Genomic DNA, 25,282 nt, shown 5'->3' on the forward strand with positions numbered 1-25,282 from the left:
TTTGAAAGGCTTTGTTTTTTTGTGTTTTTTCCTTCCTGCACTTCTAATGCTTCGTTTAGTTTGCAAAATGGTTTCTAAAAGTTCTTTAAATAAATTCTATGGTTGGTGATTAAAAATTTTATATTTGTTTAAGCAGAATCGTGAGAAAGAATCTCATTAAAATTATCTTAATCAAAGCTATTAACATGAAAAAACTCTTTACAATTCTTATTGCACTTTTTGCAATAAAATCTTATTCTCAATCAGGTTCCCAGTCCTATTATAAACGTCTTTTTGATACCAGAGGTCTTGACCAGTGGAATGGTAATTCTACAAGTTCGGACCAGCTTGAATTTGCGTGGGGAGTTCCTGCTCATATGGAAGCATTGGTTCTCATGTATGAAAAAACACATGATCCAAAATATGCTAATACTTTGATCAAGTGTATTGGAAATACAATTGATAGAAGGGACGATCTTAGAGGTCAGGTGCAGGGGTTAAGTACGATATATGATTACCGGGGAAATTCAGGACCTACTTGGTCTACTAACCACTACAATGCAACAACGGATTCGGGTTTGCCTTATTCTCACTTAGTACATAGTGCTAATATTACTTATCCTATGGCTAAGTTCGCGGCAATCGTTAAAAACGACACTACTATTCAAAATTTAACATATAATTCAACTGGCCGCTATGCAGGGCAAAACTATATGACAATTGCTGCTGATCTTATACAAAAAATAAAACAAACACTTGATTACCATGGAGACCAATGGCACTTAGAGCCTGGTTCTAGCCCTAATACTAGTATAGGTTATTATAAAGAACGGAATGATAATCCGCCAGTAAATTATGCAGGCGAAATCTTACCTTTTAATATGCAAAGTTCAGTTGGAAGAGTATTGGTGCAGATGTACAGGGCAACGGATGAGAACGATTATCTTATCAAGCTTAATCAAATCGCTAATTTTATAAAATCAAATACACAACTTAATTCCAGCTTAGGATCAAATGTTTGGACATATTGGAAACACGATGACTTACGCGAAGATATTTCCCATGCTGATTTGACAGCAGCGTTTCCTTATGAATGTAATAAGTATGGTATTTCAATCAATGGGAGCCTTATTTATAACACTGCAGATATAAATGCTTATACTAAAACGTTGACAAAAGATATTTATATCTCTCCTTTACATATAAAAAATGGGGTTAATTATAATGGTGAGAATTGGAATATCAAGTATAATATTAATACCTCTGATCCCACTGTGGCTCCTAGATATGGTACTTATACAGCTTATTTATGGCTGTATTTATCTCAATATGATGATAAAACGTTATATCAGATAGTTTCAGATTTACAGGCTGCCAAAAATTATTACAGCAATATAACGGTATTTGATTCTTCTATCACATGGGCACTTTTATCAAATTTTGAAAATTTAGTTGTACCTGTTAATACAGATCATGAGTATGGAGAAGATTCTGATTGGAGAGGAATTGCGAGTGGTGATTTTAATGGGGATAGCAAAGAAGAATTTGTTGTCATAAGAAATTTTGATGGTTTGATACAGACTTTGGAACCGCATGATAGGGGTTTTCGTCAAGTGACCACCAGTAAAGTATACGGTGGTTCCAATAATTGGAAAGGATTGGCTGCAGGTGATTTTTTCGGAGATAATAAGAGCGAAATCATAGCTTTGAATGATCATACAGATGCAAATGAAAATGGTATTTATGTTTTGAAAATTGAAAACGGAAACATTGTTGAGCATACGAAGTATACAGGATGGGGAGCTCAATCAGAATGGGTTGGTGTTGTTGCAGGAAATTTTATCAGCGGAGGAAAAGATGATGTTATTACCGTAAGAAATTTTAATAAAGAGGTTAGAGTGAATAAATTTGTTGGCACAGATATGCAATCAGTGTATGTAAATACGCTTAACCTGCCTGCTAGTTCTAAAATCAAAGCAGTAGCATCAGGTGATCTTGATAAAGATGGGAAGGATGAGATCGTACTCCTTGTTGATGCGGATGATAATAATGCTATATACAATGGTATCCATGTTTATCGTGTAAACGATAGTGGTGTTCTCACAAAAATTACTGAATTTACAAACTGGGGCTCAGCTTCAGATTGGAAAGGTTTAGCTGTTGGTGATATAGATGCTGATGGTGCTGCTGAAATTATCGCTCACAGAAACTTTGACGGAGATTATAAATTATTTAAATTGAATGGAAGTACCTTATCAGGTATTACTTCTGAAAAGTTTCCGGTTCTACAAACCAAAAACAATGTAATGTGCTTCGGAAATTTTGATCCAAGCACTAAGAATGAAGAACTGGCTACTCTTAGAAAAGATGGTGGTATTGTAATGTTTTCTGCTGCGAATGTTACGAACAGTGTAATTAACATGAATAACAGAAATGCTGATCCTTGTAAAAATGAGATGCCAGAAGTGTTATTCAGTTTCCTGAAATCAGCAACTTTCAATAAGCAGGAATCAAAAGAAATAGTATCTGCAAAATAGGAAGATCAGTAACAATGAATTTTAAATAAAAACATTCATCACAACAATCAATAGGAACGGGCTTTAGCCCGTTTTTTGTATTCAAATAATCAACGGCTTTAGCCAAAACTTTAAAAGCTAATGAGAAATATAGCGGATGCAAGTGGGAAAAATTTTGGATTAATTATTTGAAATATTTTGATTTTAAAGCATAAAAAAAGCATCTTTTTCAGATGCTTGTGTTTTTAGATATTCTTTTTTAAACTTCGTCGTCAGAATCAATTGTGAATGATTTGCTTTTGAAGTCTTTGTCGTGTTTTTCTGAAATTACATCCTCACCCTTTTCATTAATGATGAAATCTGTGGACTCATTAAACATCTCCTGAAAACTCTTAAAATCTTCCTTATAAAGGTAAATTTTATGCTTCTCGAATGTAGCTTCCCCATTCTCTCCGAAATTCTTCTTACTCTCAGTGATTGTAAGATAATAATCTCCTGCTTTCGTCTCGCGCACATCAAAGAAATAAGTTCTTCTCCCTGCTTTTAACACCTTCGTGAAAATCTCATTTTCATGGCGTTCCTTGTATTCACTCATTGTTAGATATTTTTTAATCTTGTTAAGAACAAATATAAAAGAATTCTTTTAATCACAAAATTTTTTTATGATTTATTTAACAATTGAGAACGAAATGGCTAAGCAGTTACAGAATTGGTAATTTCAGTTAGGTTAATGATTTGATCGGCTTTTTGAGCGCTAGACTCTCTGTGTGTGATGATTATGGATGTAGCATTACTGATTTTTTTATCAATATTTTCAAGAATATTTTGCTCTGTTTCAGTGTCTAAAGCAGACAGAGAATCATCAAAAATAATGATATTGGGGTCTTTAATTAAAGCTCTTGCAATACAAATTCTTTGTTTCTGTCCCCCTGAAAGCATCACCCCCCGTTCACCTACAAGTGTTTTATATTGATCTTTAAACTCTACAATATTTTTGTGAACATCGGCAATATTGGCATACTCCAACACTTTCTCATGAGAAGGATTATCAATGGCAAAACCAATATTATGTTCGATAGAATCAGAGAATAAATAGCTCTCCTGAGGAATATATCCGATAAAGTTTCTGTAGTTTTCCAGATTATGATCTTTCAGGTTTTTACCGTCAATCAAAATTTCTCCTTCACTAGGATCTATCAGTCTGCATAAAAGCAGCGCAATCGTTGATTTTCCGCTTCCGGTTTTACCCATAATGGCTAAAGATTCTCCGGCTTTAACTTTAAAACTTAAATTATCCAACGCTTTGATTCCGGTATTGGGATATACGTAGGAAACATTTCTAAATTCTATATCACCTTTTATAGGGTAGTTTTCAAAATTAGTATTAACGATCTCAGATTTTTTATCCATGAATTCATTGATCCTTTGCATGGATGCTTCGGCTCTCTGGTTCACAGATGTTACCCATCCTACCATAGAGAAGGGGAAAATCAGGGTGTTGATATACATAAAGAAATCTGCAATTTTACCAATGCTTAATTCACCGGCAATATATTTAGAACCCCCAATCAAGATCACAGCAACATTCAATAACCCAATTACAAAGAGAATAATGGTGAAAAAATAAGCTTCAGTTTTCGCCAGATCTAATGCTTTATTCTGATAGTCGGTGACTTTGATCCCGTAGTTTTTTCCAATATATTTCTCTCTGGCGAAAAACTTTACCACACGGATTCCTGAAAAGCTGTCCTGAACAAAAGTTGAAATTGCAGACTGGCTTTTCTGCATGATCTTCGACTTTTTGTTTATGATTGAACTTACTTTATAAATAGCAAAAGATAAAATCGGAAGAGGCAGCAAAGTCCATAACGTCATGGATGCATCTGTTTTTACCATATAAATAGCCGTAATCACCACAAGAACGATCAGGTTGGCCACGTACATGACACCAGGACCAAGATACATTCTTACCGCAACAACATCTTCACTTAATCTGTTCATTAAATCTCCGATGGTGGTCTGTTTATAATCCGTTAAAGATAAATCCTGATAATGTCTGTAGATTCTATTTTTAAGTTCATATTCTATCCTTCTCGAGGCAACAATAATGGTCTGCCTCATCATAAAGGTGAAAAATCCGGTCAGAAGAGAACATCCTACAATAATCCCTACATAGATCAAGACTTGGTTATTGAAGCCAATGTTTCCACTTTTTGTAAGCTCATCCACAGACTTTCCTACAAACTGGACCTTATATATATTGAAGAAATTACTGGCAATGATAAATAGTACCCCCCAAAACAGTAGTATTTTGTGTTTCCAAAAATAAGGGTTTAAGGTTTTTAACGCTTTCATATAGTTTGACAAAATTACAAAAATGTAGTCACACTACGAATTCGTCAATTTTAAATTTTGTATCTTTGCACCCATAAAAAAGCTCTTTGAATGTTAGGAAGACGACAAATCCGTGAAAAAGTAGTACAGTCAGTGTATTCATACTACCAAAATCCTGTAAAATTTGATGTTTTAGAGAAAAACATGTTTGCCGGGATAGAAAAAATCTATTATCTATACATCTATCAGCTCAATTTTTTGGTAGCTCTGAAAGAATTGGCAGAACATCAGATCGAAATTGGTAAGAATAAATATCTTAAAACTGATGCTGATATCAATCCTAACCAAAAATTCATCAATAACCAAGTATTGCTTAAACTGGAAGAAAACCCTGAGAGATTATTTTTTACGGGTCAGCATAAACAGTTGAAATGGGATATGCATGATGATTTATTGGTAAAAACTTTCCAGAGAATTACTGCCGGAAAACGTTATCAGGATTTCATGAAAGAAGATGGATACTCTTTTGAAGAAGATCAGAAATTTATCGGTAAATTATTTTTGAGATATATTGCTGAGAATGAAGATTTTCATGATTACTTAGGTGATAAGGAACTTTCATGGTATGATGATATTCACATTGCCAACTCAATGGTACAGAAAACAATCGGTTTCCTAAGAGAAGATGAAGAAAGCAGAACTTTAATCAAAATGATTAAAGATGAAGAAGATAAAACATTCGCTGCAAAATTGTTGAGAGACACTCTGAACAACTGGGAAACGAATGAAAAGAAATTGGAAGAAAGACTTGAGAACTGGGATATTGAAAGAGTTTCTTTAATGGATAAAGTAATTTTATCTACCTCTATTTCAGAACTTGATAATTTTGCTTTCACCCCTTCAAGAGTTATTATTAATGAATATATTGAAATTGCAAAAGTATTTGCTACAGACCGTTCCAATATCTTCATCAATGGTATTTTAGATAAATATTGTAAAGATCAAAATAGAATATAAAATGAAAAAGACGTTATCAATTATCGCCTTGTCTATTATAGGCTTTGGGTTAGTTTCATGTAAAAAAGAAAACAAAGAAACTCAAAGTACTGAAACTGCAACTACTGATTCTGCGGCTGTTGCGGCTCCGGTAATCACTGATTCTGCAGCAACACCTGCAACAAGTCAAGCAGTTGCTCCTGTTTCAAACGAGCCATCTACTTCTGTTGCTTTGTCTGAAAACAGCTTCGATTTTGGAAAAATCAAAAAAGGAGACAAAGTAGAGCACGTATATGAAGTTACCAATACTGGGAAAAACCCTTTAATTATTTCTGAAGTTAAGCCAGGATGCGGATGTACAGCTCCTGATTTCACAAAAGAACCAATTATGCCGGGTAAAAAAGGAAAAGTTACATTGCACTTTGATTCTTCAAGCTTTGACGGAAACGTTCAGAAATATGCAGATGTTTTTGCAAACGTAGAAAAATCTCCAATCAGATTAACGTTCACAGCGAACATTCAACCATAATAATTAATATATGTTGACATTATTTTTACAGGCACAGGGTGGATCTTCACCGATGATGCTGATCATGATGGGGGTGATGTTCGTCGGATTTTATTTCCTGATGATAAGACCTCAGATGAGAAAACAAAAGCAGGAGAAAAACTTTCAGGAAAACCTTAAAGTAGGAACCAGAGTAGTTCTTACCTCAGGCCTTCACGGAAGAATTGCTCAGGTTCAGGATGACGGTTTTGTGATCGAAACATTATCCGGAAAACTGAAATTCGAAAAAGTGGCGGTTTCAAGAGAAATGACAGAATCCCGTTTTGGAGATAAAGCGAAATCTGCTGATAAAGCAGATGACAAAAAAGAAACAGTAACTGAAGAAAAGAAATAATTCAGTCTGAAGATATTTAGCAGCAGCGGGTGAACGAAGTTCACCCGCTGCTGCTTTTTTATGCCATTATTCAAGTAAGCATAATAATAACTGAATAGATTTTTCTTTCACCAGAACTATAAAAGATTAATAAAAATTATCTTTGCCATATGAGTCAAAACACAAACAAAACAGTTCTTATTCTGGGGGCCAATTCTGATGTAGCAAAACAATGTATCAGGCAATATCTTGAAAAGGGATTTTCAGTGATCGCAGCTTCTAGAAATACAACTGCTTTGGAAGACTTTATGAATTCAAATAATCTGGATCGTTCAAGAGTTTCTGTTTTGTCTTTTGATGCTGCAGATTTTGATTCCCATCCTACATTCTACACTAATCTTCCCGTAAAACCTCATATTGTAGTGTATGCTGCAGGGTTTTTAGTAGATAATCAAAAAGCTTTGACTGATTTCAAAGGGGCTAAACAGATGATGGAGGTCAATTATATGGGTGGAGTATCTATCCTGAGCATTATTGCAATGGATAAAAGCAATACAAACCTGGAAAGGATTATTGGTCTCTCTTCTTTGTCTGGAGTAAGAGGAAGAAAAAGTAATTTTGTGTATGGAAGTACAAAATCTGCATTTACTCAGTTTTTGGCTGGACTAAGACAGGAGATAGCTTCCCGGAAAATAATCGTGAACGCCTTGGTGATAGGCTATATCAGAACAAAGATCAATGAAGGATTGGAACTGAATGAATCCTTGATCATGGAGCCTGATTATGTGGCGAAATTTATTGTCAACGCAGGAAATTCTTTTACTATTGTTCCGAATTTTAAATGGAAGATGATTTATATTATTTTGAAATTATTGCCCGAAGGTTTGGTAGCAAAATTGCCTTAATTCCGTTGTTTAGAATATTTTTGAACAAAATCTCTGAAAGTATAATAATCAGATCCTTCAAAAGCGGATGATGTAAAGATGATATTAATTTTGTTTTGCAGAAGATTCAGAATAAGATAATCACCAACAATTTTATAGCTTATTTTATCCCAGTTAGAACCTGTTATATTGGTTGGTTTCTGAATGGTTATAGATTCTTCATTAAGAATAATAAAGCTTCTTTTTTCATTCTGCTGTTTCAATTCATCGATGCGTTTTTCAATCAATTGATAGGTCTGTTTTTTTGATTTAAAATACAGTACACTCAATAAGCAAATGTATCCGATACACAGAAATCCAAGTAATTTGAATGTGTAGGGAATGATACTTTTATCAAAAATTTTTATAGGTAAAAAGCCAATTAATAAAAAGAATATGGTACAAGTGCCTAATATTTTCAATTGAAGAAAATGTTTCTTCCATCTATATTGAAAGAAAAATTTTTGGCTCTCTCTTTCTCTGTTTTCATTAAAAATAATTTCAAATTGAATCGACTTTTCCATCATTTCCTTATAAAAAGATTGTTATCAAAATATATAATTAATTGATAAGAAGTTGATAAAATATTAATTCCGGAATAAGAGAACTTCGGTATCGTTTTTGTAATTCTATGACCTGAAAATTATTTCTTTCTGTAAGATTCAATTTCTGAATGATTATTGAGAAGCTGAAACAATCCGTTCTGCTGCCAATCTATTTTAATCTATAATATCATTTGCTTTCACTTTTGAAGTGTAAGGTCAATTTCATTTTAGACAGATAGTATTCAATTTCATTTTTTTAATCGAACAGAAGTCAATATCTCATCGATATAAATAGTAAACACACAGTATAAAATGGACGATTTAGAATTGAATAAAATTCAACAGCACTGGGACACTTTAATTTCTTCAGCAATTTCATGGGCACCGAGAGTTTTTACAGCGGTTATTTCTGCTTTACTAATTTATCTTATCGGGTCGTGGATGATACGAATGATCAAAAAGCTGGTTGCAAAAGGTTTCAGAAAACGTAACATGGAAGCCTCTTTACAGCATTTTCTTTTAAATATTATCAACTGGGGGCTTAATATTCTTCTCTTTATTGTAGTAGTTACTCAGCTGGGAGTACAGACTTCTGCATTTGTTGCAATGATTGGTGCTGCCGGTTTGGCGATAGGTCTTGCATTGCAAGGATCACTGACAAATTTTGCAGGTGGAATCCTTATTTTATTGCTGAAACCTTTTAAGATAGGCGATTTTATTTCTACTAATAGCGGTGTTTCAGGAACAGTACAGGCTATAGATATTTTTCATACAAAACTGGTCACTCCACAAAACCACTTGATCGTTATTCCAAATGGGGTGGTTTCAAATAACAGTATTACCAATTTTACCCAATTAGGAACCCGTAGAACATCATTGGATATCGGGGTTGCCTATGATGCTGACCTTAAGCAGACCAAGGAAATTTTACTGAACGTAATAAGAAGCAATCAATATGCTCTTGCAACACCAGCGCCGCAGGTAATGGTTACTGAGCTTGGGGATAGTGCTGTCAATTTATCAATAAGAGTAAGTACTTCTACTGAAAACTTCTGGGCGATGAACGAAGAACTAATCATAGATTGCAAAGAAGCTCTTGACAAAGTAGGAATTGGCATTCCTTTTCCACAAAGAGATGTTCATGTTTACAATAAATAATTGTATTTGAAATAATAAAAAACTCCTGCATTAAAATGATGCAGGAGTTTTTATTTGAAAATTCTTGACGGAAAGTAAACAGGATCTCTTTAATTTTCTTTTTTAAAGTATTTCTGAAGAAAATCTAATAAAATGCTATTGGAATTCCATTTATTTCCATTCACGACTTTGTTGTCAAATGACAATTGTTTTTCCCGGTGACTTTTATACCTTTATATTTCCGCAATCCGTGGTTACAACAAAAATATGGAAGAGCTTTTTAACTATATCAAAAAATTCGGGATACTGAATCCTCAGGATGAACTTTTGATTGCTGAGGGAATTCACGAAATCACTGTAAAGAAAGGAGAGCCTTTTATAGAAGCAGGAAAAGTAAGTCAGAGAATTGCTTTTGTGAAAGAAGGTGTTTTCCGGTCTTTGTATTATAATAAACAGGGTGATGATTTTACCAGGTATTTCATCTATGAAGGAAGGTTTATCGGAGATTTTCAGGGGTTTACGGACCAGCTTCCTGCTCATGAAGATATTGAGGCTATTACCGATGCTGTATTGCTGGTGATCGATCTTAAACATCTTAAAATACTGGAAGAGAAAATTGCAGTATGGCCGGTTTTATTTACCAGAATCCATGCTTTTGTCGTTGAGAATAAACTGAAGGTAGCGAGTATCATGCTGAATCAGGATGCGAAATCCCGTTATATCCATTTTTTAAATCATTATCCCGGTCTTGCCAATAGGGTTCCGCAATCTATGCTGGCCTCTTATCTTGGGGTTACTCCTTCATCATTGAGCCGGATCAGAAGAAATATAGTTTAAGATTATCAGTGATAAATGATAATTGATAGATGATACCACTTTGAGTGGGAGAGTAATAGAGTTTGTGAGTTTTTACTAACTTCTAATATCTAGTTTATAATTTCTCAATAAATCTCTTTTTGTCAAATGACAATGGCCTTTCTCATTGGCTGTCATAGCTTTGCCTCATAAAATTAAAGTACGAATATGGATATTGTATTAGGATTGCAGTGGGGAGATGAAGGAAAAGGAAAGTTTATCGATCTGATCAGTGAGAATTATGACATTACAGCACGTTTTAATGGCGGCTCTAATGCTGGGCATAGCATTGAACGAAATGGACGAAGAATTACCCTTAAAATGATCCCTTCGGGAATCTTTATGAAAGGAGTACAAAATGTTATTGGAACTGGGACTGTTCTGGATCCTGTGAGTTTTAAAAAAGAAATTATAAATCTTCAGTCATTTGATGAAACGGTTCAGCCGGAAACGAATATCATTATTTCATTAAAGGCTCACTTTGTACTGCCTACCCACAAACTTCTGGATGTTTTTATGGAAGAGAGTTCTGATTATACAACGATCGGAACAACCAAAAACGGAATTGCACAGGCATATTCAAATAAAATTTTAAGACAGAATCTCAGAGTAGGAGATATGTTTGCTCCCGACTTTAAAAGCAGAGTGCAGCATATTTTAGAGAGGGATTACAAAATGCTTGCAGAAGGAAATATGGAGCTTCCTTCTTTGGAAGAGATCAGGAATGAGTTTTTCGAAGCAGTAGATTTTCTGAAGAGATTCAAATGTACTGAAACAGAAATATATTTGAATAAGGCTTTAGCAGAAGGAAAAACAATATTGGCAGAAGGATCTCAGGCTGCCATGCTGGATATTGACCATGGAACTTACCCTTACGTTACTTCTTCTTCCACAACGGCTGCAGGAGCGAGTAGTGGACTAGGTGTTTCACCGAAAAAGATCGGTGAAATATTTGGGATTGCCAAAGCATACTGTACAAGAGTAGGAAACGGTGTGTTTCCGACAGAGTTATTTGATGAATTAGGTGAAGAGATCAGAATAAAAGGAAATGAGTTTGGGTCTAACACAGGACGTCCAAGAAGAACAGGCTGGCTGGATTTGCCGGCTTTGAAATATGCAGTGATGATCAATGGCGTAACTCAGCTGGTTCTGACGAAAGCTGATGTATTAAGCGGATTGAAATCAGTTGCCGTTTGTACTCATTATGAATTGGAAGATGGAAAGATAGTGGCTGTTTCGGGAATACTTCCGGAAAGCGGAAAGCCAATACTGAAATGGATGAATGGATGGAACGCTGATTTTTCTGCGATGAAAAGTCCTTCGGAGTTGCCAAAAGAAGTCAATGAGTTTCTATTATTTCTGGAAGCAGAATTAGGAATTCCGGTGGCATATCTTTCGACTGGGCCGGGAAGAAATGAAATGTTGAAATTAACCAGTAAATAATTATAGAGCAGGAAGTATATACTGATCTGATAAATATAAAGAAGCTAGGAAATGTATTTCCTAGCTTCTTTATTTGGATGAAAAAGTTTAGTTAACTTTTGTAAGTATAAAGCGTTGCTTTGTAGAAGGCTGAACCGTTTGGTCCGTAGTGCCGATTACAATCGGGGTAAGATTAGTTGTTAAGCCATTCTTTACCTCTAATCTCAGTGCTGGAGCGTTCTTAGGAGCGAATCCAAAGCCATTGTTTCCGAGATTGAATAATAGCCATTTTTGAGAATCTGTATTAGAATTGGTTCTTAACTCAACCGCTGTTCCATTCGTTGTCCCGCTACTTTTTACGGTGAGCACCTTTGTAGGATCCAATATAGATTTGATGATATAATAACCATGATCTGATTTGCTGAAAGTAAATTTCTGGTTATTCCCTGTAGAAGCTGAATACAGAATTATGCTGGTACCATCTGTCGTGGAACTTCCGGAAATATCCAAATTTTTATCATTCGCTAAAGATGTTGTCATTGTATACGTTCCGTTGATTGCAGAACTGGCATTCACAGGTCCATACAAATGATTTATTCCGGCATAATCACCGGCAGACAATCCTGTCCTTTGCTTGGTGAATGTGGATCCGTCCAGCTTAGTCATTACCGGCTGGCTTGAGTTGATAGCAAAGTCCGTAGATTGATACATCATGACTGAGCCGAAATCAAATGCACCATGTCCTGCGTAATCATTATAAAGATTGAAGTTATGACGGCTTCCTTCTACAGCCTTGTTAACATCTACAATAATGTACTGATCTCTATCTGGGCGACATTGCTCATGCATGATTCCCATAGAGTGCATTACTTCGTGAGCAATAATTGCGGGATAAGTGGTATTATAGATTTTAATACCGTTAACCCTGTTTTTTTGCCATCCAAGTGGAGAACTGTTGGTTGTTGTATAAGTAAAGGTGATGTATTCTGTTTGATTGGTACGTTCAACAAACTGAACACTGGTTTGAGAAGAAATCAGATCAAACGCTTTGTTGATATTGGTAAGGAATGTATTATAATTCTGAGTGCTCAGACTTCCTTGGCTGGGTAATGTATAATAAACTGTTGCATTCGGCCATGTCTTAATAAAAGAGCTTACAATTGTACTTTTCCCGGCTGTTGACATTTCAGAATTGGCCTGCGTCTTTAATTGATCAAACTGCTCGGAGCTAATAGTAATATCATCTGCATAAAAATATTCACCATTTACTTCATTTACGTACGTGTAAGTTCCGTTAATTAATAATTTGTGAATCTTTGCATTTTCTAGCTTCGTCGTTGTAGGATCCATAGAATCTGCTTGTGGATTTTCAATATCCGACCTACATGAATTCAGTGCCAAAACAAGGCATCCTGATAGGAGTAATAGTTTGCTTTTCATATTATATAATATTGGTTGGTTGAATTTTTAAAACATGAACAGCTATATTATTACCATACGCAAAAACAGATCAATTCCTAAGTTTGATTAACTCCTCATTATAATTCAGCTGTATGTTATAAATATATTAATAAAAAGTTACGATTGTATATAACATAATATAATGATTATTTTATTGATTTTTTAATATAAATGTGTATTTATTACATAATCAACTTATTTCACATTAATTTTTTACTATTAATTTTAAAATTAAATTATTTCACTAATATTTGATATGATGGATAAATTAATCCTTTATACTAATATAAAGCTCATTATATTGTCAAATTAATAAAATGTATTAAAATTTATAATGTGATAGACTGCAAATAATGCTAACTCATGAATGTTTATTTTTCAACAATAATAGGGTCAGTATAAAGCATTAGTAAAGGTAGAGTTATTGAAGATTCCTTTAATTTAGAATATAAAAAAAGCGGGGTAAATACCCCGCTTTACATTTATGCTTTTAAGTCCAATTTTAATTCTAATTCATCGAGCTGTGCATCAGCAATCGAAGCAGGTGCATCGATCATTACATCTCGTCCTGAATTGTTCTTAGGGAAAGCGATATAGTCTCTGATCACTTCGTTTCCGTCAAGGATTGCTACCAAACGGTCAAACCCGAATGCCAACCCTCCGTGCGGTGGTGCTCCATATTTGAAAGCGTTCATCAGGAATCCAAACTGAGCTTCAGCTTCTTCCCTGGTAAATCCTAACAGATCAAACATTTTAGACTGTAAGTCTTTATCAAAAATTCTGATAGATCCTCCTCCGATTTCATTTCCGTTCAGAACCATATCATAAGCGTTTGCTCTTGCTTTTCCTGGATCTGTTTCCAATAAGTGGATATCTTCAGGTTTTGGAGAGGTGAACGGGTGGTGCATTGCATGGTAACGTCCACTTTCTTCATCAAATTCCAATAGAGGGAAGTCAACTACCCAAAGCGGTGCGAATACATTTCCTTTTCTTAGTCCCAAACGGTTTCCAAGCTCCATTCTCAATGCAGAAAGCTGAGCTCTTACTTTGTTTTCGTTTCCGGAAAGGATCAGCATTAAATCTCCTTCTTTTGCTCCGAATTTCTCAATGATTTTCGCCAGATCTTCTTCATTGTAGAATTTGTTCACTGATGAGGTTTTTACTCCATCTTGCTGGAATTTTGCCCAAACCATTCCTGAAGCTCCAACCTGAGGGCGTTTTACCCAATCCACAAGTTCATCAATTTGCTTTCTTGTATATTCTGCACATCCTTCTACATTGATTCCAACAACCAATTCTGCATCATCAAATATCTTAAAGTCTTTTCCTTTTACCAGCTCATTCAGTTCTACGAACTCCATTCCGAAACGGATATCCGGTTTGTCATTTCCATATTTTCTCATCGCATCTGCGAAAGTCATTCTTGGGAAATCTCCGAATTCCTGACCTGTAATATCTTTTATAAGAGTTTTAGTCATTCCTTCGAATACGTTCATAACGTCTTCCTGCTCTACAAAAGCCATTTCACAGTCGATTTGTGTAAATTCCGGCTGTCTGTCGGCTCTTAAATCCTCATCACGGAAACATTTTACAATCTGGAAATATTTATCCATTCCACCTACCATCAAAAGTTGTTTGAAAGTCTGTGGAGATTGTGGCAATGCATAAAACTGACCCGGATTCATTCTGCTTGGTACCACGAAGTCTCTTGCTCCTTCCGGAGTAGACTTGATCAAAACAGGAGTTTCCACTTCAATGAAACCTTCTTCAGATAAATAATTTCTTACTTTCTGTGCCATCTTGTGACGGAAGATCAGTTTATCTTTTACCGGATTTCTTCTGATATCCAGATAACGGTATTTCATTCTCAATTCCTCACCACCATCTGTTTCATCCTCAATAGTGAAAGGAGGTAGTTGAGATTCATTTAGAATAGTCAGTTTTTCTACAAGAATTTCAATTTCCCCTGTAGGAATATTAGGGTTTTTGCTAACTCTTTCAATAACTCTTCCGGTAGCCTGAATCACAAATTCACGTCCCAATTTTTTAGCCTCTTCCATCAATTGCGCAGAAGAACGCTCCTGATCAAAAACCAGCTGGGTAATTCCGTAACGATCTCGAAGATCTACCCAAATCATAAATCCTTTATCACGGATAGTTTGTACCCATCCAGATAGTGTAACTTCTTCATTCAGATTTTTCAGAGATAGCTCTCCGTTGGTGTGTGATCGAAACATAATTATTTGTTTAAAGTTCAATGTTTAAGGTTCAATTCCGAACCTTGAATTTTTCGTTGGCAAAGATAAGATTTTTGCAGGTTTTATAAATAAAAAAAACTTCCTTTCGGAAGTTTCGTATATTGTTTTAAGGTTTTTTAATCTCTATTACCGCCTTTTTCTATCAGAATTTTCTTTATTTCTTCAGTACCTTTTGTCGCATCAGCTACTTCAAGAGGTGTTCTGTTCTGACATTTTTTATTAACATTGGCTTTGTTGGCCAACAGGTAGTTGATAATGTTTTTTCTGTCAGACATTACACTGAAACCAAGTGGTGAATAAAGTATATCTCCAACGAGGAAACATTTGTTGTAATCTCCCGGGGCAAATTGTTTTTTAAATGTTGCTATATCATCAGAATAAATGGCTTTCATCTTTTCCTGAGTCATCTTCTGGGCAGAGAACATCCCGCCAGACAGTAAAATTCCAAATAGAAAGGTAGTAGAGATTATTTTTTTCATAAGGATAATTTTTAAGAATATACAAATCTAAATTAAATTTTATTACCAATTGCTAAGTTTTGTTAATAATTGGATTCGTATTTTTGGGATTACATAAATTATTGATTGCGAAATGACAAAATATGTTGAGTTTTTGAAAAAAGCGTTCAGCGGAGAGGAAACCGATTTTACGAAAGTGAATATCAGAAGTGCCGTCCTGCTTTTAGCGATTCCCATGATGTTGGAGATGGCTATGGAATCCGTATTTGCACTTGTTGACCTCTATTTTGTCGGCCATTTGAAAGAAAGTGGTTTTGCAATTCAGACGGTAGGACTTACAGAATCTGTACTTTCTATAATGTACTCTATTGCGATTGGGATGAGTATGGCGGCAACAGCTTTGGTGGCAAGACGAATTGGTGAGAAAAATCCGGAACAGGCTTCCAGAAGCGCTGCACAGGTATTGTTGGTCTCATTTATTATTACTTTTATTTTAAGTTTACTGGGAGTGGTTTATGCCGAAGAAATTCTGATCCTGATGGGCTCAAAACCGGAAGCAGCAGCCTATGGGAAAGATTTTACCAGAATTATGATGGGGAGCAGTACGATTATCATGCTTTTATTTTTAATTAATGGTATTTTCAGAGGTGCGGGAAATGCGATGATCGCCATGAAAAGTTTATGGATCGCGAATATTGCCAATATTATCCTTTGCCCGATACTGATCAAGGGATTAGGGCCTGTTCCTGCTTTAGGACTTACCGGAGCTGCTTTGGCAACAACAATAGGCCGCAGTATTGGGGTTATTTACCAGTTGTACCATCTTTTAGTTGCGGATACCCAGATTCGTATCAAACTTTCTTATTTTAAACCGAGTTCTGAATTAATAAAGTCCATTGTAAAAATTGCAACACCGGGAATTTTTCAATTTGTCATTGCTTCATGCAGCTGGATCTTTCTTGCAGAGCTTGTGGCGACAACAGGAGGAGAAAATGCCTCAGCAGGTTATCAGACGGCTTTAAGATTGATGATGTTCTTTATACTTCCAGCCTGGGGACTGAGTAATGCAGCTTCTACATTGGTGGGACAGAATATGGGAGCCAATGAAATGTTGAGAGCAGAACAGTCGGTGATGAAGACGGTAAAATATAATGCCATCTTTATGTTGGTAGTAAGCCTGATATTTATTTTTATGGGTGATTTCTTAGTCGGTTTTTTCACTCAGGATACAGCTATCAAAGATTTTGCTAAAAATGCTCTTCAGATCATGAGTACAGGATTTATTTTCTATGGAATAGGTATGGTGATGATCAATGCCTTTAATGGAGCTGGTGATACCTGGACCCCTACATGGGTGAATCTTTTTGGCTTCTGGCTGTTTCAGATTCCGTTGGCATATTTTTTATCAAAGCATCTGGATATGGGCCCAAAAGGTGTTTTTATTTCAATTCCTGCCGCAGAAACATTAATTACAGTAGTGGCATTTATTTTATTTAAAAAAGGAAAATGGAAAACTATAAAAGTTTAGAAAGGATGGAGGATGGAAGCTGGAAGAGGGGATTACTAGCAGCCTGAAGTACTTAAGCTAGCCTTTATTAGCAAGCGTTAAAGTAAAAATTTTGATCCGATAACAGATAATTGAAAATGGTAACCTAATAATAACTTCCAGCATCCCACTTCCAGCTTCCCTTCCTAATTTATAAAACTTTAACAGCTTCATTAATTGGATTTTAGAACTGTATTCTTTACATTCGTAGTATAACAAATACATATTACTATGGGAAAAGGAGACAAAAAATCAAGAAGAGGAAAAATCAATTCCGGAAGTTATGGTAAAAGAAGGCCTAAAAAAAACTCAAAATCTTTTGCCGCTTCTGAAGAAAAATCTAAAAAGTAATCCAAAATAAAAAAGACCGAAGATGATCTCTCCGGTCTTTTTTTTTATGAAATTAAATTAATTATTTTCCTCCAAGAATATTACCAAGGATGCTGCCTAAACCGCCGCCACCTTGTTGCTGTTGGTTTCCGCCACCCAATACACTTCCTAGTATATCGTTTAGTGGATTTCCTGATGATTGAGATTGTCCTCCGCTTCCTAAAACACTTCCAAGAATGTCATTTAAAGGATTAGACTGCTGAGTCTGAGCCTGGTTGGAAGCATTTCCCAGAATTCCTCCTAAAAGATCTCCTAAACCACCTGCTCCTACATTACTCTGCTGTTTCTGCTGTCCAATATAACCCATTACTACGGGTGCCAGCATCGCCAGAATAGGACCGATTTTGTCTATCGAAATTCCAGTATTCTGTGACAATTGATTTTCAACAGTACTTTTCTGATCACCAAAAATATGACCAAGAATAGATCCTCCTTCATTCTGTCTGGATTCAATCTGAGAAGCGTCGTTCAAGATACTTCCATTATGATCTTTATCTAAAGCGCTGTTTAAAGCTTCTGCTTCTTTAGCATCCTGAGACTTATTTCTAAGATAAGAAATAATAAGAGGGGTAGCTACTGCTAATAAGGCGATTACCTGATTTTTGCTGATCCCGAATTTGTTCTCAGCTTGTTCAGCAACCTGATTGCCTGTGTTCCCTGTAAGTAGGTCGATTAAACTCATTTTTTGTGTTTATTAAGTATTAAGTGAACCAAAGTTATCAAAAAATATGCCTCGTAAAATGACCGCCTCTCATAATTATTGTTAAAGTTTTCTGATCTGTTCTTCCGTATAGCCTTTGCTTTTTAATACCTTTGTGTATTCTACAGCACTTATTGTCATCCATTCGATAGGTTCGGGAGCTTGCTTCTTATCAATAGTAAACTCCAGAATGCCTACATTATTATTCATCCATGGAAGAGCATAATAATCCAGACCGCCTTTGTACTCCTTAAATGCATGAAATTCCTTTCCTTTACTTGTTAAAAGCAGAATGTTGTAAAAGAGAAGATAGCCCACAGGAATCAATAGGCATACCCATGAGAATTTTCTTAAACGAGCGTACTTTGCAGAAGAAAGACCATACCCGATTGACAAGGCAAAAATCATATTGAAGGGTAAAAAGAAAACGTAATTATCTGATACAGCATAAAACGTAGAAAACCCATATACACAGACTGCTCCGACAGCAAAGACAAAAAACATTTTTCTATGAGTCTTGTACAAAAGCAGAATACCTGCGACTCCGAAAAATGTGAATAAATTGAAATTATATATCAGGTAAACAAAAGATTGGAAAAAATCTTTCACATACTGAATTGTACTTTTTTTCAAAGAATCTTCTACCCAGATTCCCTGATTAGAACTATATGGTGAGTTGAAAGGCAACCCCTGGGAAATATTTAAAATAAACAAAGAACCAAACAAGGCTTCAAAAATAAATAATGAAGCCATTGCATATTTTCTTTCGCTTCTGAAATAAAATAAAAAGACCAGTAAGGCGGGTATTAGCAAAATGTTTTGAATATGAACCCATAAGCTAATTCCTAAAAATAGGCTGCTCAGCAATATATAGATCCTTTTATTTTCTGTAAAACTTTTTATAACCGAAAAGAAAAAAAGGCTTACCCAGAGAGAGTTGTAAGTATATACTTCTACTATTTCCGCATTTCTCCAAAATGAGAAACTGAAACCAAAAACAGCCGTAAGAGATGCCCATTCTGTTTTTGAAATATTTTTTACAGTGAGATAAAAATAACAGAAACAGTTGCTGCACCTAAAGAGACAACCAAAAACCGGCTTGCCTCAATGGCATTAATACCGATCAGATTTTTAATTAAAATGACGGTACTTATATATAAAAAATGACTTAGCATCAGCCACTACTGCCCATTCTTCCTTTTCTGCTGAGAGAACAAATCCTACGCAGTCTGCGAAAGGAATTTTTGAAAAACTTCCAATATAATAAATCCCAAGAAAAATAATAAACAAAAATACGGCTGATAAATATTTGTTAATATTAATTCTTTACAATAGGGACATTAGAACAGGCTTCTCCGAACATCAGAGATTTTACAATAGGTTTTAGCTGTTCTACCAACTCTATATAAGCATTTTCCGGAATTTCTTTATCTGAACAACCTTTTACAAGGACTCTTTTTCCTCTCATTTCCTCAAAATCATGAGTCTGGACGGCATTGTGCATTAAAATAACTTCAAGATCCTCACGGTTTCCAAACACTACTTTTTTGGCAACGTCGGTTATCTTTGCTGTCAATACAAAATAAGCCCAAAGCGGGATAATAGTATCCACAGAATTGTAGATGTATATATAAGCATCTTTGTATTGTTCAGTATCGATGGCATCTACCTTTTCGCGGAAATCTTTTTCTTTTAGGATCATTTCCTGAAAAAGGAAATCTTTAAGGTCAATTCCTTTTCTTTCCCCCTTTGGAAGTAAAGTGGTAAGGTCAAAATTGATAAGGCCGCTTTCTGCAACTTTATTCCGTATTTCAAATTCTTCTGACATTTTTTATCATTATCTTTGAACAAATTTACGAATTAAGATCATATCTATTTTAATTTGTTCTCTATCCTTACTATAGAAATGAAATATTACATTATTGCAGGAGAAGCTTCCGGTGATTTGCACGGCAGCAACTTGATGAAAGCCTTAAAGCAAAAGGATCCGAATGCAGAATTCAGGTTCTGGGGTGGTGATCTGATGAAAGCTCAGGGCGGAACACTGGTAAAACATTATCGGGACCTGGCTTTTATGGGATTCCTGGAAGTGGTGATGAACTTACGCACAATTCTGAATAATATTAAAATCTGTAAAGAAGATATCCTGAATAATAAACCTGATGTTTTGATTTTGGTAGATTATCCGGGTTTCAATCTGAGGATTGCCAGATTTGCCAAAGAATTGGGAATCAAAGTCGTTTATTATATTTCGCCACAACTTTGGGCTTGGAAAGAAGGCAGAGTAGAGACGATTAAAAAATATGTGGATGAAATGATGGTAATTCTTCCTTTTGAAGAAGAGTTTTACAGAAAACATGGAGTTCATTCCCATTTTGTAGGTCACCCTTTGCTAGATGCTATTTCTGATCTTAAGGAAATCACCACTGAGAAATTCAAATCGGAAAACGGGCTGAACGAAAAAGAAATTATTGCCCTTTTACCCGGTTCCAGAAAACAGGAGGTTGAGAAGATGCTTGAAATAATGCTTTCCGTGCGACCTCATTTTAAAGACTATCAGTTTGTCATTGCCGGTGCTCCTAGTCTTCCTAAAGAATTTTATCAGAAATATGTGGATGACAATGTTCATTTTGTATCCAATAGAACATATGATTTGCTGAGGTGCTCCAAAGCCGCTCTTGTGACTTCCGGAACAGCGACACTGGAAACCGCCCTGCTGAATATTCCTGAAGTAGTTTGCTATCGTGGAAGCAAAATTTCCTATGCTATTGCTAAAAGATTAGTTAAAAATATCAATTACATTTCCCTTGTCAATCTAATCATGGATAGAGAAGTTGTTAAAGAATTGATTCAGAATGATCTGAATACTAAAAATCTGGTGGCAGAACTTCACAAAATCCTCACCGGAGAAAAAAGAGAACAGGTCCTGAATGATTATACTCTTTTAAGAGAAAAACTTGGCGGGAAAGGAGCCAGTGATCATGCTGCTGAGGTAATTTTAAAGGTATAATTGTTATTGAACATCTAAGAATTTAATCTGCTTTTTAACTATGAATTATTCTGTCCGCTTTCTTTTATTATTTACATTTACATTGTTTTTCTCAAAAAGTTTTGCCCAGCAGAACAGTTCAAGAGATAAAGTTCAGATATTCTATTATGGATGGTACGGAAATCCAGCAAATGACGGAAGTTATCAACACTGGAACCATGAGATCATTCCTCACTGGAGCACTCCGAAGTGGAATAATCTGGGACATCATAAAGGGGGCGATGATATTGGGGCTAATTTTTATCCTGCTCTTGGAAATTATAGTTCCAATGACACGAAGATCATTGAAAAACACATGAAGATGATCAAAGAATCCGGTGTAGGGGTAGTTGTAGTCAGCTGGCTTGGAAAAGATTCGTTTACTGATAAAAGTCTTGTCAAATACCTGGATATTGCCGATCGTTTTGATTTAAAAATTGCATTTCACATTGAGCCGTTCTATAAAAGTACTTCAGAATTAAAAGAACAGCTTTCCTATCTTGTAAAAACCTATTCTCATCATCATGCGTTTTATAAAAAAGAAGAGAAACCTTTATTTTATGTCTATGACAGCTATAAAATTCCTAAAGAAGAATGGGTGAAAATATTATCCAAAGACGGAGAGAAAACGGTTAGAAATACAGATTTAGATGCTCTTTATATTGGATTGTGGGTAGAGAAAGATGATGCGAAATTTTTTGATTCATCCGGTTTTGATGGCTTCTATACCTATTTTGCCAGTGAAGGTTTCGTATATGGAAGCACAACGGCAAATTGGGATTTCTTATCCAAATATGCCAATGATCATCATCTGATTTTCATCCCTTGTGTAGGTCCCGGCTATTCAGATACCAGAATCCGTCCATGGAACGAAGCGAATTTCAAAAGCAGAAATGGTGGTAAGTATTACGAAAATATGTTTGATGCTGCCATCAAAGTAAACCCGGATTTCATCGGAATCACATCATTCAACGAATGGCATGAAGGGACACAAATAGAACCAGCCATCCCTAAAAAAGTGGGGAACTTCAAATATGAAGATTATGGGAAAGACCCCTTATTTTATATCAAAGAAACGAAGCGATTGACGGATAAATTTTTGAAAAAGAAATAACATACTTTCAAACTTTAATTTTATAGCAAAAAATCAAGTGCTCTTTTAATACCTTTGGTAAAAAGTAAGGCATTTATTTGGCTATTTAAGAGATCATATCTCATTGATTAATTATCTATTTTCCAAGGATAATTAATTGAAATTGCAAAAGCAGCCTCTCCTCATTCTGGTAATATTTTTTATTCTTGGAATTCTTTTTCAGGATAAGATGGTGCTGTCAGGAATTGTGTTTTATTTAGCTATTGCGATTTGCCTGGTCATACTCGCCGCCATATGTTTTCATTCTTATTTTCTGCAAAAAATTAAAGTTATATTACTTGCGCTTTTGTTCTTTGGAACGGGGATTATTCTTCATGGTTATACTACTTCTTCAAACGATGTTCATTTGCTTGTAAAGAAAAAAGAATCCGTTACTTTTAAAATCTCTCAAAAATTAAATTCTACTGAAAAGTATAGAAAGTACGAAGGAATAGCTATGGTAAGAAATGGGGTTTTAAATTCAATTTTTTATATTCCTAGGGCTCACCAAGAACTGGATTTTATTCATTACTATAAAGCTGAAGGGTATATAACACAACCAAAAGTTCCCCAATATGATTTTCAATTTAACTATTTTCAATATCTGAAAAGAAGACATATTGATTACCAGATTTATCTTTCAAAAGAAATTGTATCTGCAGAACGGAATGATGTGACAATTCCAGATAAACTACGGCAATATAGACTTACGGTTCTCAGGAAGATTGATAAAGCCGGAATGTCGGTAAAAACCAAAGAGTTTTTAAAAGGTATTATTCTGGCGGATCGTACAGAAATGGATGCAGATACTATACTTGATTTCAATAGGTCCGGTTTGATTCATTTTTTGGCTATTTCCGGGACTCATGTTGTGGTTATTTTCGGAGTGGTTAACTTTTTACTGATCCATTTTATTCCTTTGAGGTTCAGGAAATATGCGATTATTCTAAGTTTGTCTTTTATCTGGCTGTTTGCTGCTTTCATAGGATTTGGAAGTTCTGTTTTGCGTTCCTGTATCATGCTGACGGTCTATTTTATATTTGTGTTGCTTCAGCGAAAACCCGACTTGCTTCACTCATTGGCATTATCAGCTTTTTTTATTTTAATTGGAGACACACAACAGCTTTTTGACGTGGGTTTTCAGCTTAGCTTTCTGGCTGTCTTGGGAATATATTGGTTAAACCAGCCTCTTTTGAGGTGTTTTCCGAAGCAGAACAATTATTTAAAAAAGATTTTGTTTAATACGATCACCATATCTTTATCAGCGCAGATGGCAACACTGCCTCTGGTTTTGTATTATTTTCATCAGTTTTCATTCATATCCATCATTGCAAATTTTGTTATTGTTCCTTTTTCTGAAATAATTATCGTTTTTTCATTCCTGATGACTGCTCTTTTTTCCTGTGGAATTGACTTTGGACTTACAAATGGGATCTATGATTTCGTTATACAGATATTGTTGAAAATGATTCATTGGTTTGCTGATATAGATCTATTATTCTTTGAAAATATCTCTATGAATGGGGTAGAGGTTCTCTCCGTATCGGTAGCTATCTGTTTATTAAGGCCGGTCATTTTAAAATTTAATTTTAAAAATTCTATGAGATTAATGATGGCTATTGTCGTGTTTCTGATGATAAGAGTCGGAAGCAATATCTCTGAAAATCAGAAAGAAGAGGCGTTGGTTCATACCTTTAGTAAAAGCAAAATTTTTTCAATAAAAAAGGGAAATAATGCTTGTTTCTGGATTTCGAATATGGAAAATAAGAAAAAGATTTTACAGTATATTGTGAGGCCTTACTGCGCTTCCAGAAGAGTGGGGTATTTTGAAATAAAAACCTTTTTACCCTCTACTCAGCAAGTTGTTTTCAGAGATAAGGTGTATAATCTGAAATAATGCTCTATAATTTATACGTTTTCCTCCACTTATAATGTGTATCATTCTTATTTAGAAAGATTACAAACTGTCTAATTGTGAGATTTCTCACTTTTCGATCTTGTTAACATTTCTTAATTTTGTGGGAAATTCAAATTTAAACTTATATGGCAGGTTTAACGAGTTCTACGATAGGTAGAAAATACGCTATGGCATTATCAGCTCTGTTTTTGCTGGTTTTTCTTATACTGCATTTGACAACCAATTTGTTATCAGTTCTGAATAAGGATGCGTTCAATACAGCATCTGACTTTATGGGCTATAATCCTTTTGTGCAGTTCTTAATGCAGCCTATTCTTGGCTTTGCAGTAATTTTCCATTTTGCGATGGGATTTATATTGGAGATCAAGAATAATAAAGCGCGTCCGGTAAAGTATGCAGCAAACAACGCATCAGTGAATTCTTCATGGATGTCCAGAAATATGATTATTTCAGGAGCTGTTATTTTAGCTTTCTTGGCGCTTCACTTATATGATTTCTGGCTGCATGAAATTAATTACAAGTATGTAGACGGATTGACTCCTGATGCAGAACGTTTCTGGCCCGAGCTTCATGAGAAGTTTGCTGATCTTTGGAGAGTGGCTCTGTATGTGATCTCTTTTGTTCTATTGGGATTACACTTAGCTCATGGGTTTCAGTCTTCATTCCAGTCAATCGGAGCAAGACATCCAAAATATACTCCGGTGATCAAAGCTTTCGGGAAATGGTATTCAATCATTATTCCTGCAGGATTTATCATCGTAGCAGTTTACCATTTTATAACTCAATAATATCAATATACTAGT

The 25,282-nt window shown here is 35.2% G+C and carries 23 protein-coding genes and 1 pseudogene; 14 read left to right on the forward strand and 10 right to left on the reverse strand.

Going from position 1 to position 25,282, the window contains the following annotated elements; all coding sequences use genetic code 11:
- Positions 1-185: 185 nt before the first annotated feature.
- A complete protein-coding gene (locus LF886_RS03985) occupies positions 186-2,516 on the forward strand; it encodes an FG-GAP repeat domain-containing protein (RefSeq protein WP_236852819.1) in 2,331 nt (776 codons plus the stop codon).
- Positions 2,517-2,754: 238 nt separating this feature from the next.
- On the opposite strand, the gene LF886_RS03990 is transcribed toward LF886_RS03985, so the two are convergent.
- The gene (locus LF886_RS03990; protein ID WP_034701927.1) at positions 2,755-3,090 is read right to left on the reverse strand and encodes a DUF3276 family protein; all 336 of its coding nucleotides are present in this window, start codon (positions 3,088-3,090) and stop codon (positions 2,755-2,757) included.
- A gap of 98 nt (positions 3,091-3,188) precedes the next feature.
- On the reverse strand, positions 3,189-4,850 hold the full coding sequence (locus tag LF886_RS03995; RefSeq protein WP_236852820.1) for an ABC transporter ATP-binding protein: 1,662 nt from the start codon (positions 4,848-4,850) through the stop codon (positions 3,189-3,191).
- 90 nt (positions 4,851-4,940) lie between these two features.
- Here LF886_RS03995 and LF886_RS04000 point away from each other — a divergent pair, with 90 nt between their 5' ends.
- The 4 genes from LF886_RS04000 to LF886_RS04015 all read left to right on the forward strand — a co-directional run bounded on the left by LF886_RS04000 (position 4,941) and on the right by LF886_RS04015 (position 7,611).
- Entirely contained in the window at positions 4,941-5,846 is a 906-nt protein-coding gene (locus LF886_RS04000) for a transcription antitermination protein NusB (protein WP_103232154.1), read from the forward strand.
- 1 nt (position 5,847) lies between these two features.
- Entirely contained in the window at positions 5,848-6,354 is a 507-nt protein-coding gene (locus LF886_RS04005; RefSeq protein ID WP_236852821.1) for a DUF1573 domain-containing protein, read from the forward strand.
- A gap of 10 nt (positions 6,355-6,364) precedes the next feature.
- A complete protein-coding gene (yajC, locus tag LF886_RS04010) occupies positions 6,365-6,727 on the forward strand; it encodes a preprotein translocase subunit YajC (protein WP_236852822.1) in 363 nt (120 codons plus the stop codon).
- 149 nt (positions 6,728-6,876) lie between these two features.
- The gene (locus tag LF886_RS04015; RefSeq protein ID WP_236852823.1) at positions 6,877-7,611 is read left to right on the forward strand and encodes an SDR family NAD(P)-dependent oxidoreductase; all 735 of its coding nucleotides are present in this window, start codon (positions 6,877-6,879) and stop codon (positions 7,609-7,611) included.
- Here the strand turns inward: LF886_RS04015 and LF886_RS04020 are convergent.
- Positions 7,608-7,919: a hypothetical protein gene (locus tag LF886_RS04020; protein ID WP_236852824.1), complete on the reverse strand. Its 312-nt coding sequence runs from the start codon at positions 7,917-7,919 to the stop codon at positions 7,608-7,610. The two genes, LF886_RS04015 and LF886_RS04020, sit on opposite strands and share 4 nt — an antisense overlap.
- 567 nt (positions 7,920-8,486) lie before the next feature.
- On the opposite strand from LF886_RS04020, the gene LF886_RS04025 reads away from it, so the two are divergent.
- The 3 genes from LF886_RS04025 (at position 8,487) to LF886_RS04035 (ending at position 11,609) form a co-directional block, all read left to right on the forward strand.
- Complete coding sequence (locus tag LF886_RS04025; protein WP_109739041.1) at positions 8,487-9,332, forward strand: mechanosensitive ion channel family protein; 846 nt, start codon at positions 8,487-8,489, stop codon at positions 9,330-9,332.
- Positions 9,333-9,578: 246 nt separating this feature from the next.
- Positions 9,579-10,148 carry a Crp/Fnr family transcriptional regulator gene (locus LF886_RS04030; protein ID WP_103232166.1) on the forward strand — a complete coding sequence of 190 codons (570 nt, stop codon included), beginning with the start codon at positions 9,579-9,581 and terminating at the stop codon, positions 10,146-10,148.
- Between the two features lie 186 nt (positions 10,149-10,334).
- Positions 10,335-11,609 carry an adenylosuccinate synthase gene (locus LF886_RS04035; protein ID WP_236852825.1) on the forward strand — a complete coding sequence of 425 codons (1,275 nt, stop codon included), beginning with the start codon at positions 10,335-10,337 and terminating at the stop codon, positions 11,607-11,609.
- Between the two features lie 87 nt (positions 11,610-11,696).
- On the opposite strand, the gene LF886_RS04040 is transcribed toward LF886_RS04035, so the two are convergent.
- The 3 genes from LF886_RS04040 to LF886_RS04050 form a co-directional block, all read right to left on the reverse strand.
- Complete coding sequence (locus LF886_RS04040; protein ID WP_236852826.1) at positions 11,697-13,028, reverse strand: M12 family metallopeptidase; 1,332 nt, start codon at positions 13,026-13,028, stop codon at positions 11,697-11,699.
- Between the two features lie 503 nt (positions 13,029-13,531).
- Positions 13,532-15,286: an aspartate--tRNA ligase gene (aspS, locus tag LF886_RS04045; RefSeq protein WP_109739042.1), complete on the reverse strand. Its 1,755-nt coding sequence runs from the start codon at positions 15,284-15,286 to the stop codon at positions 13,532-13,534.
- A gap of 137 nt (positions 15,287-15,423) precedes the next feature.
- Positions 15,424-15,786 (reverse strand): hypothetical protein, encoded by a 363-nt coding sequence (locus LF886_RS04050; protein WP_236852827.1) that lies wholly within the window; start codon positions 15,784-15,786, stop codon positions 15,424-15,426.
- A gap of 112 nt (positions 15,787-15,898) precedes the next feature.
- Here LF886_RS04050 and LF886_RS04055 point away from each other — a divergent pair, with 112 nt between their 5' ends.
- Positions 15,899-17,293, forward strand: coding sequence for an MATE family efflux transporter (locus LF886_RS04055; protein ID WP_236852828.1), 1,395 nt, complete (start codon positions 15,899-15,901; stop codon positions 17,291-17,293).
- A gap of 249 nt (positions 17,294-17,542) precedes the next feature.
- Complete coding sequence (locus LF886_RS04060; RefSeq protein WP_236852829.1) at positions 17,543-17,662, forward strand: 30S ribosomal protein THX; 120 nt, start codon at positions 17,543-17,545, stop codon at positions 17,660-17,662.
- A 61-nt stretch (positions 17,663-17,723) separates the two neighbouring features.
- Here LF886_RS04060 and LF886_RS04065 read toward each other — a convergent pair whose 3' ends face one another.
- From LF886_RS04065 to LF886_RS04075, 4 genes and pseudogenes are all read right to left on the reverse strand, one after another.
- Positions 17,724-18,383 (reverse strand): DUF937 domain-containing protein, encoded by a 660-nt coding sequence (locus LF886_RS04065; RefSeq protein ID WP_236852830.1) that lies wholly within the window; start codon positions 18,381-18,383, stop codon positions 17,724-17,726.
- An 81-nt stretch (positions 18,384-18,464) separates the two neighbouring features.
- Positions 18,465-19,154: a hypothetical protein gene (locus LF886_RS04070; protein ID WP_236852831.1), complete on the reverse strand. Its 690-nt coding sequence runs from the start codon at positions 19,152-19,154 to the stop codon at positions 18,465-18,467.
- 72 nt (positions 19,155-19,226) lie between these two features.
- A pseudogene (locus LF886_RS24070) lies at positions 19,227-19,433 on the reverse strand (hypothetical protein); the annotation flags it as partial.
- A gap of 286 nt (positions 19,434-19,719) precedes the next feature.
- On the reverse strand, positions 19,720-20,229 hold the full coding sequence (locus tag LF886_RS04075; protein ID WP_236852832.1) for a DUF2480 family protein: 510 nt from the start codon (positions 20,227-20,229) through the stop codon (positions 19,720-19,722).
- Between the two features lie 78 nt (positions 20,230-20,307).
- On the opposite strand from LF886_RS04075, the gene lpxB reads away from it, so the two are divergent.
- The 4 genes from lpxB (at position 20,308) to LF886_RS04095 (ending at position 25,267) form a co-directional block, all read left to right on the forward strand.
- Complete coding sequence (lpxB, locus tag LF886_RS04080; protein WP_236852833.1) at positions 20,308-21,411, forward strand: lipid-A-disaccharide synthase; 1,104 nt, start codon at positions 20,308-20,310, stop codon at positions 21,409-21,411.
- A gap of 40 nt (positions 21,412-21,451) precedes the next feature.
- Positions 21,452-22,543, forward strand: coding sequence for a glycoside hydrolase family 99 protein (locus LF886_RS04085; RefSeq protein ID WP_236852834.1), 1,092 nt, complete (start codon positions 21,452-21,454; stop codon positions 22,541-22,543).
- Between the two features lie 142 nt (positions 22,544-22,685).
- Positions 22,686-24,458, forward strand: coding sequence for a ComEC/Rec2 family competence protein (locus LF886_RS04090; RefSeq protein WP_236852835.1), 1,773 nt, complete (start codon positions 22,686-22,688; stop codon positions 24,456-24,458).
- Positions 24,459-24,604: 146 nt separating this feature from the next.
- A complete protein-coding gene (locus LF886_RS04095; RefSeq protein ID WP_236852836.1) occupies positions 24,605-25,267 on the forward strand; it encodes a succinate dehydrogenase cytochrome b subunit in 663 nt (220 codons plus the stop codon).
- Positions 25,268-25,282: the final 15 nt, after the last annotated feature.

The sequence above is a fragment of the Chryseobacterium sp. MEBOG07 genome (assembly GCF_021869745.1).
In the GTDB taxonomy this organism is placed as follows: domain Bacteria; phylum Bacteroidota; class Bacteroidia; order Flavobacteriales; family Weeksellaceae; genus Chryseobacterium; species Chryseobacterium viscerum.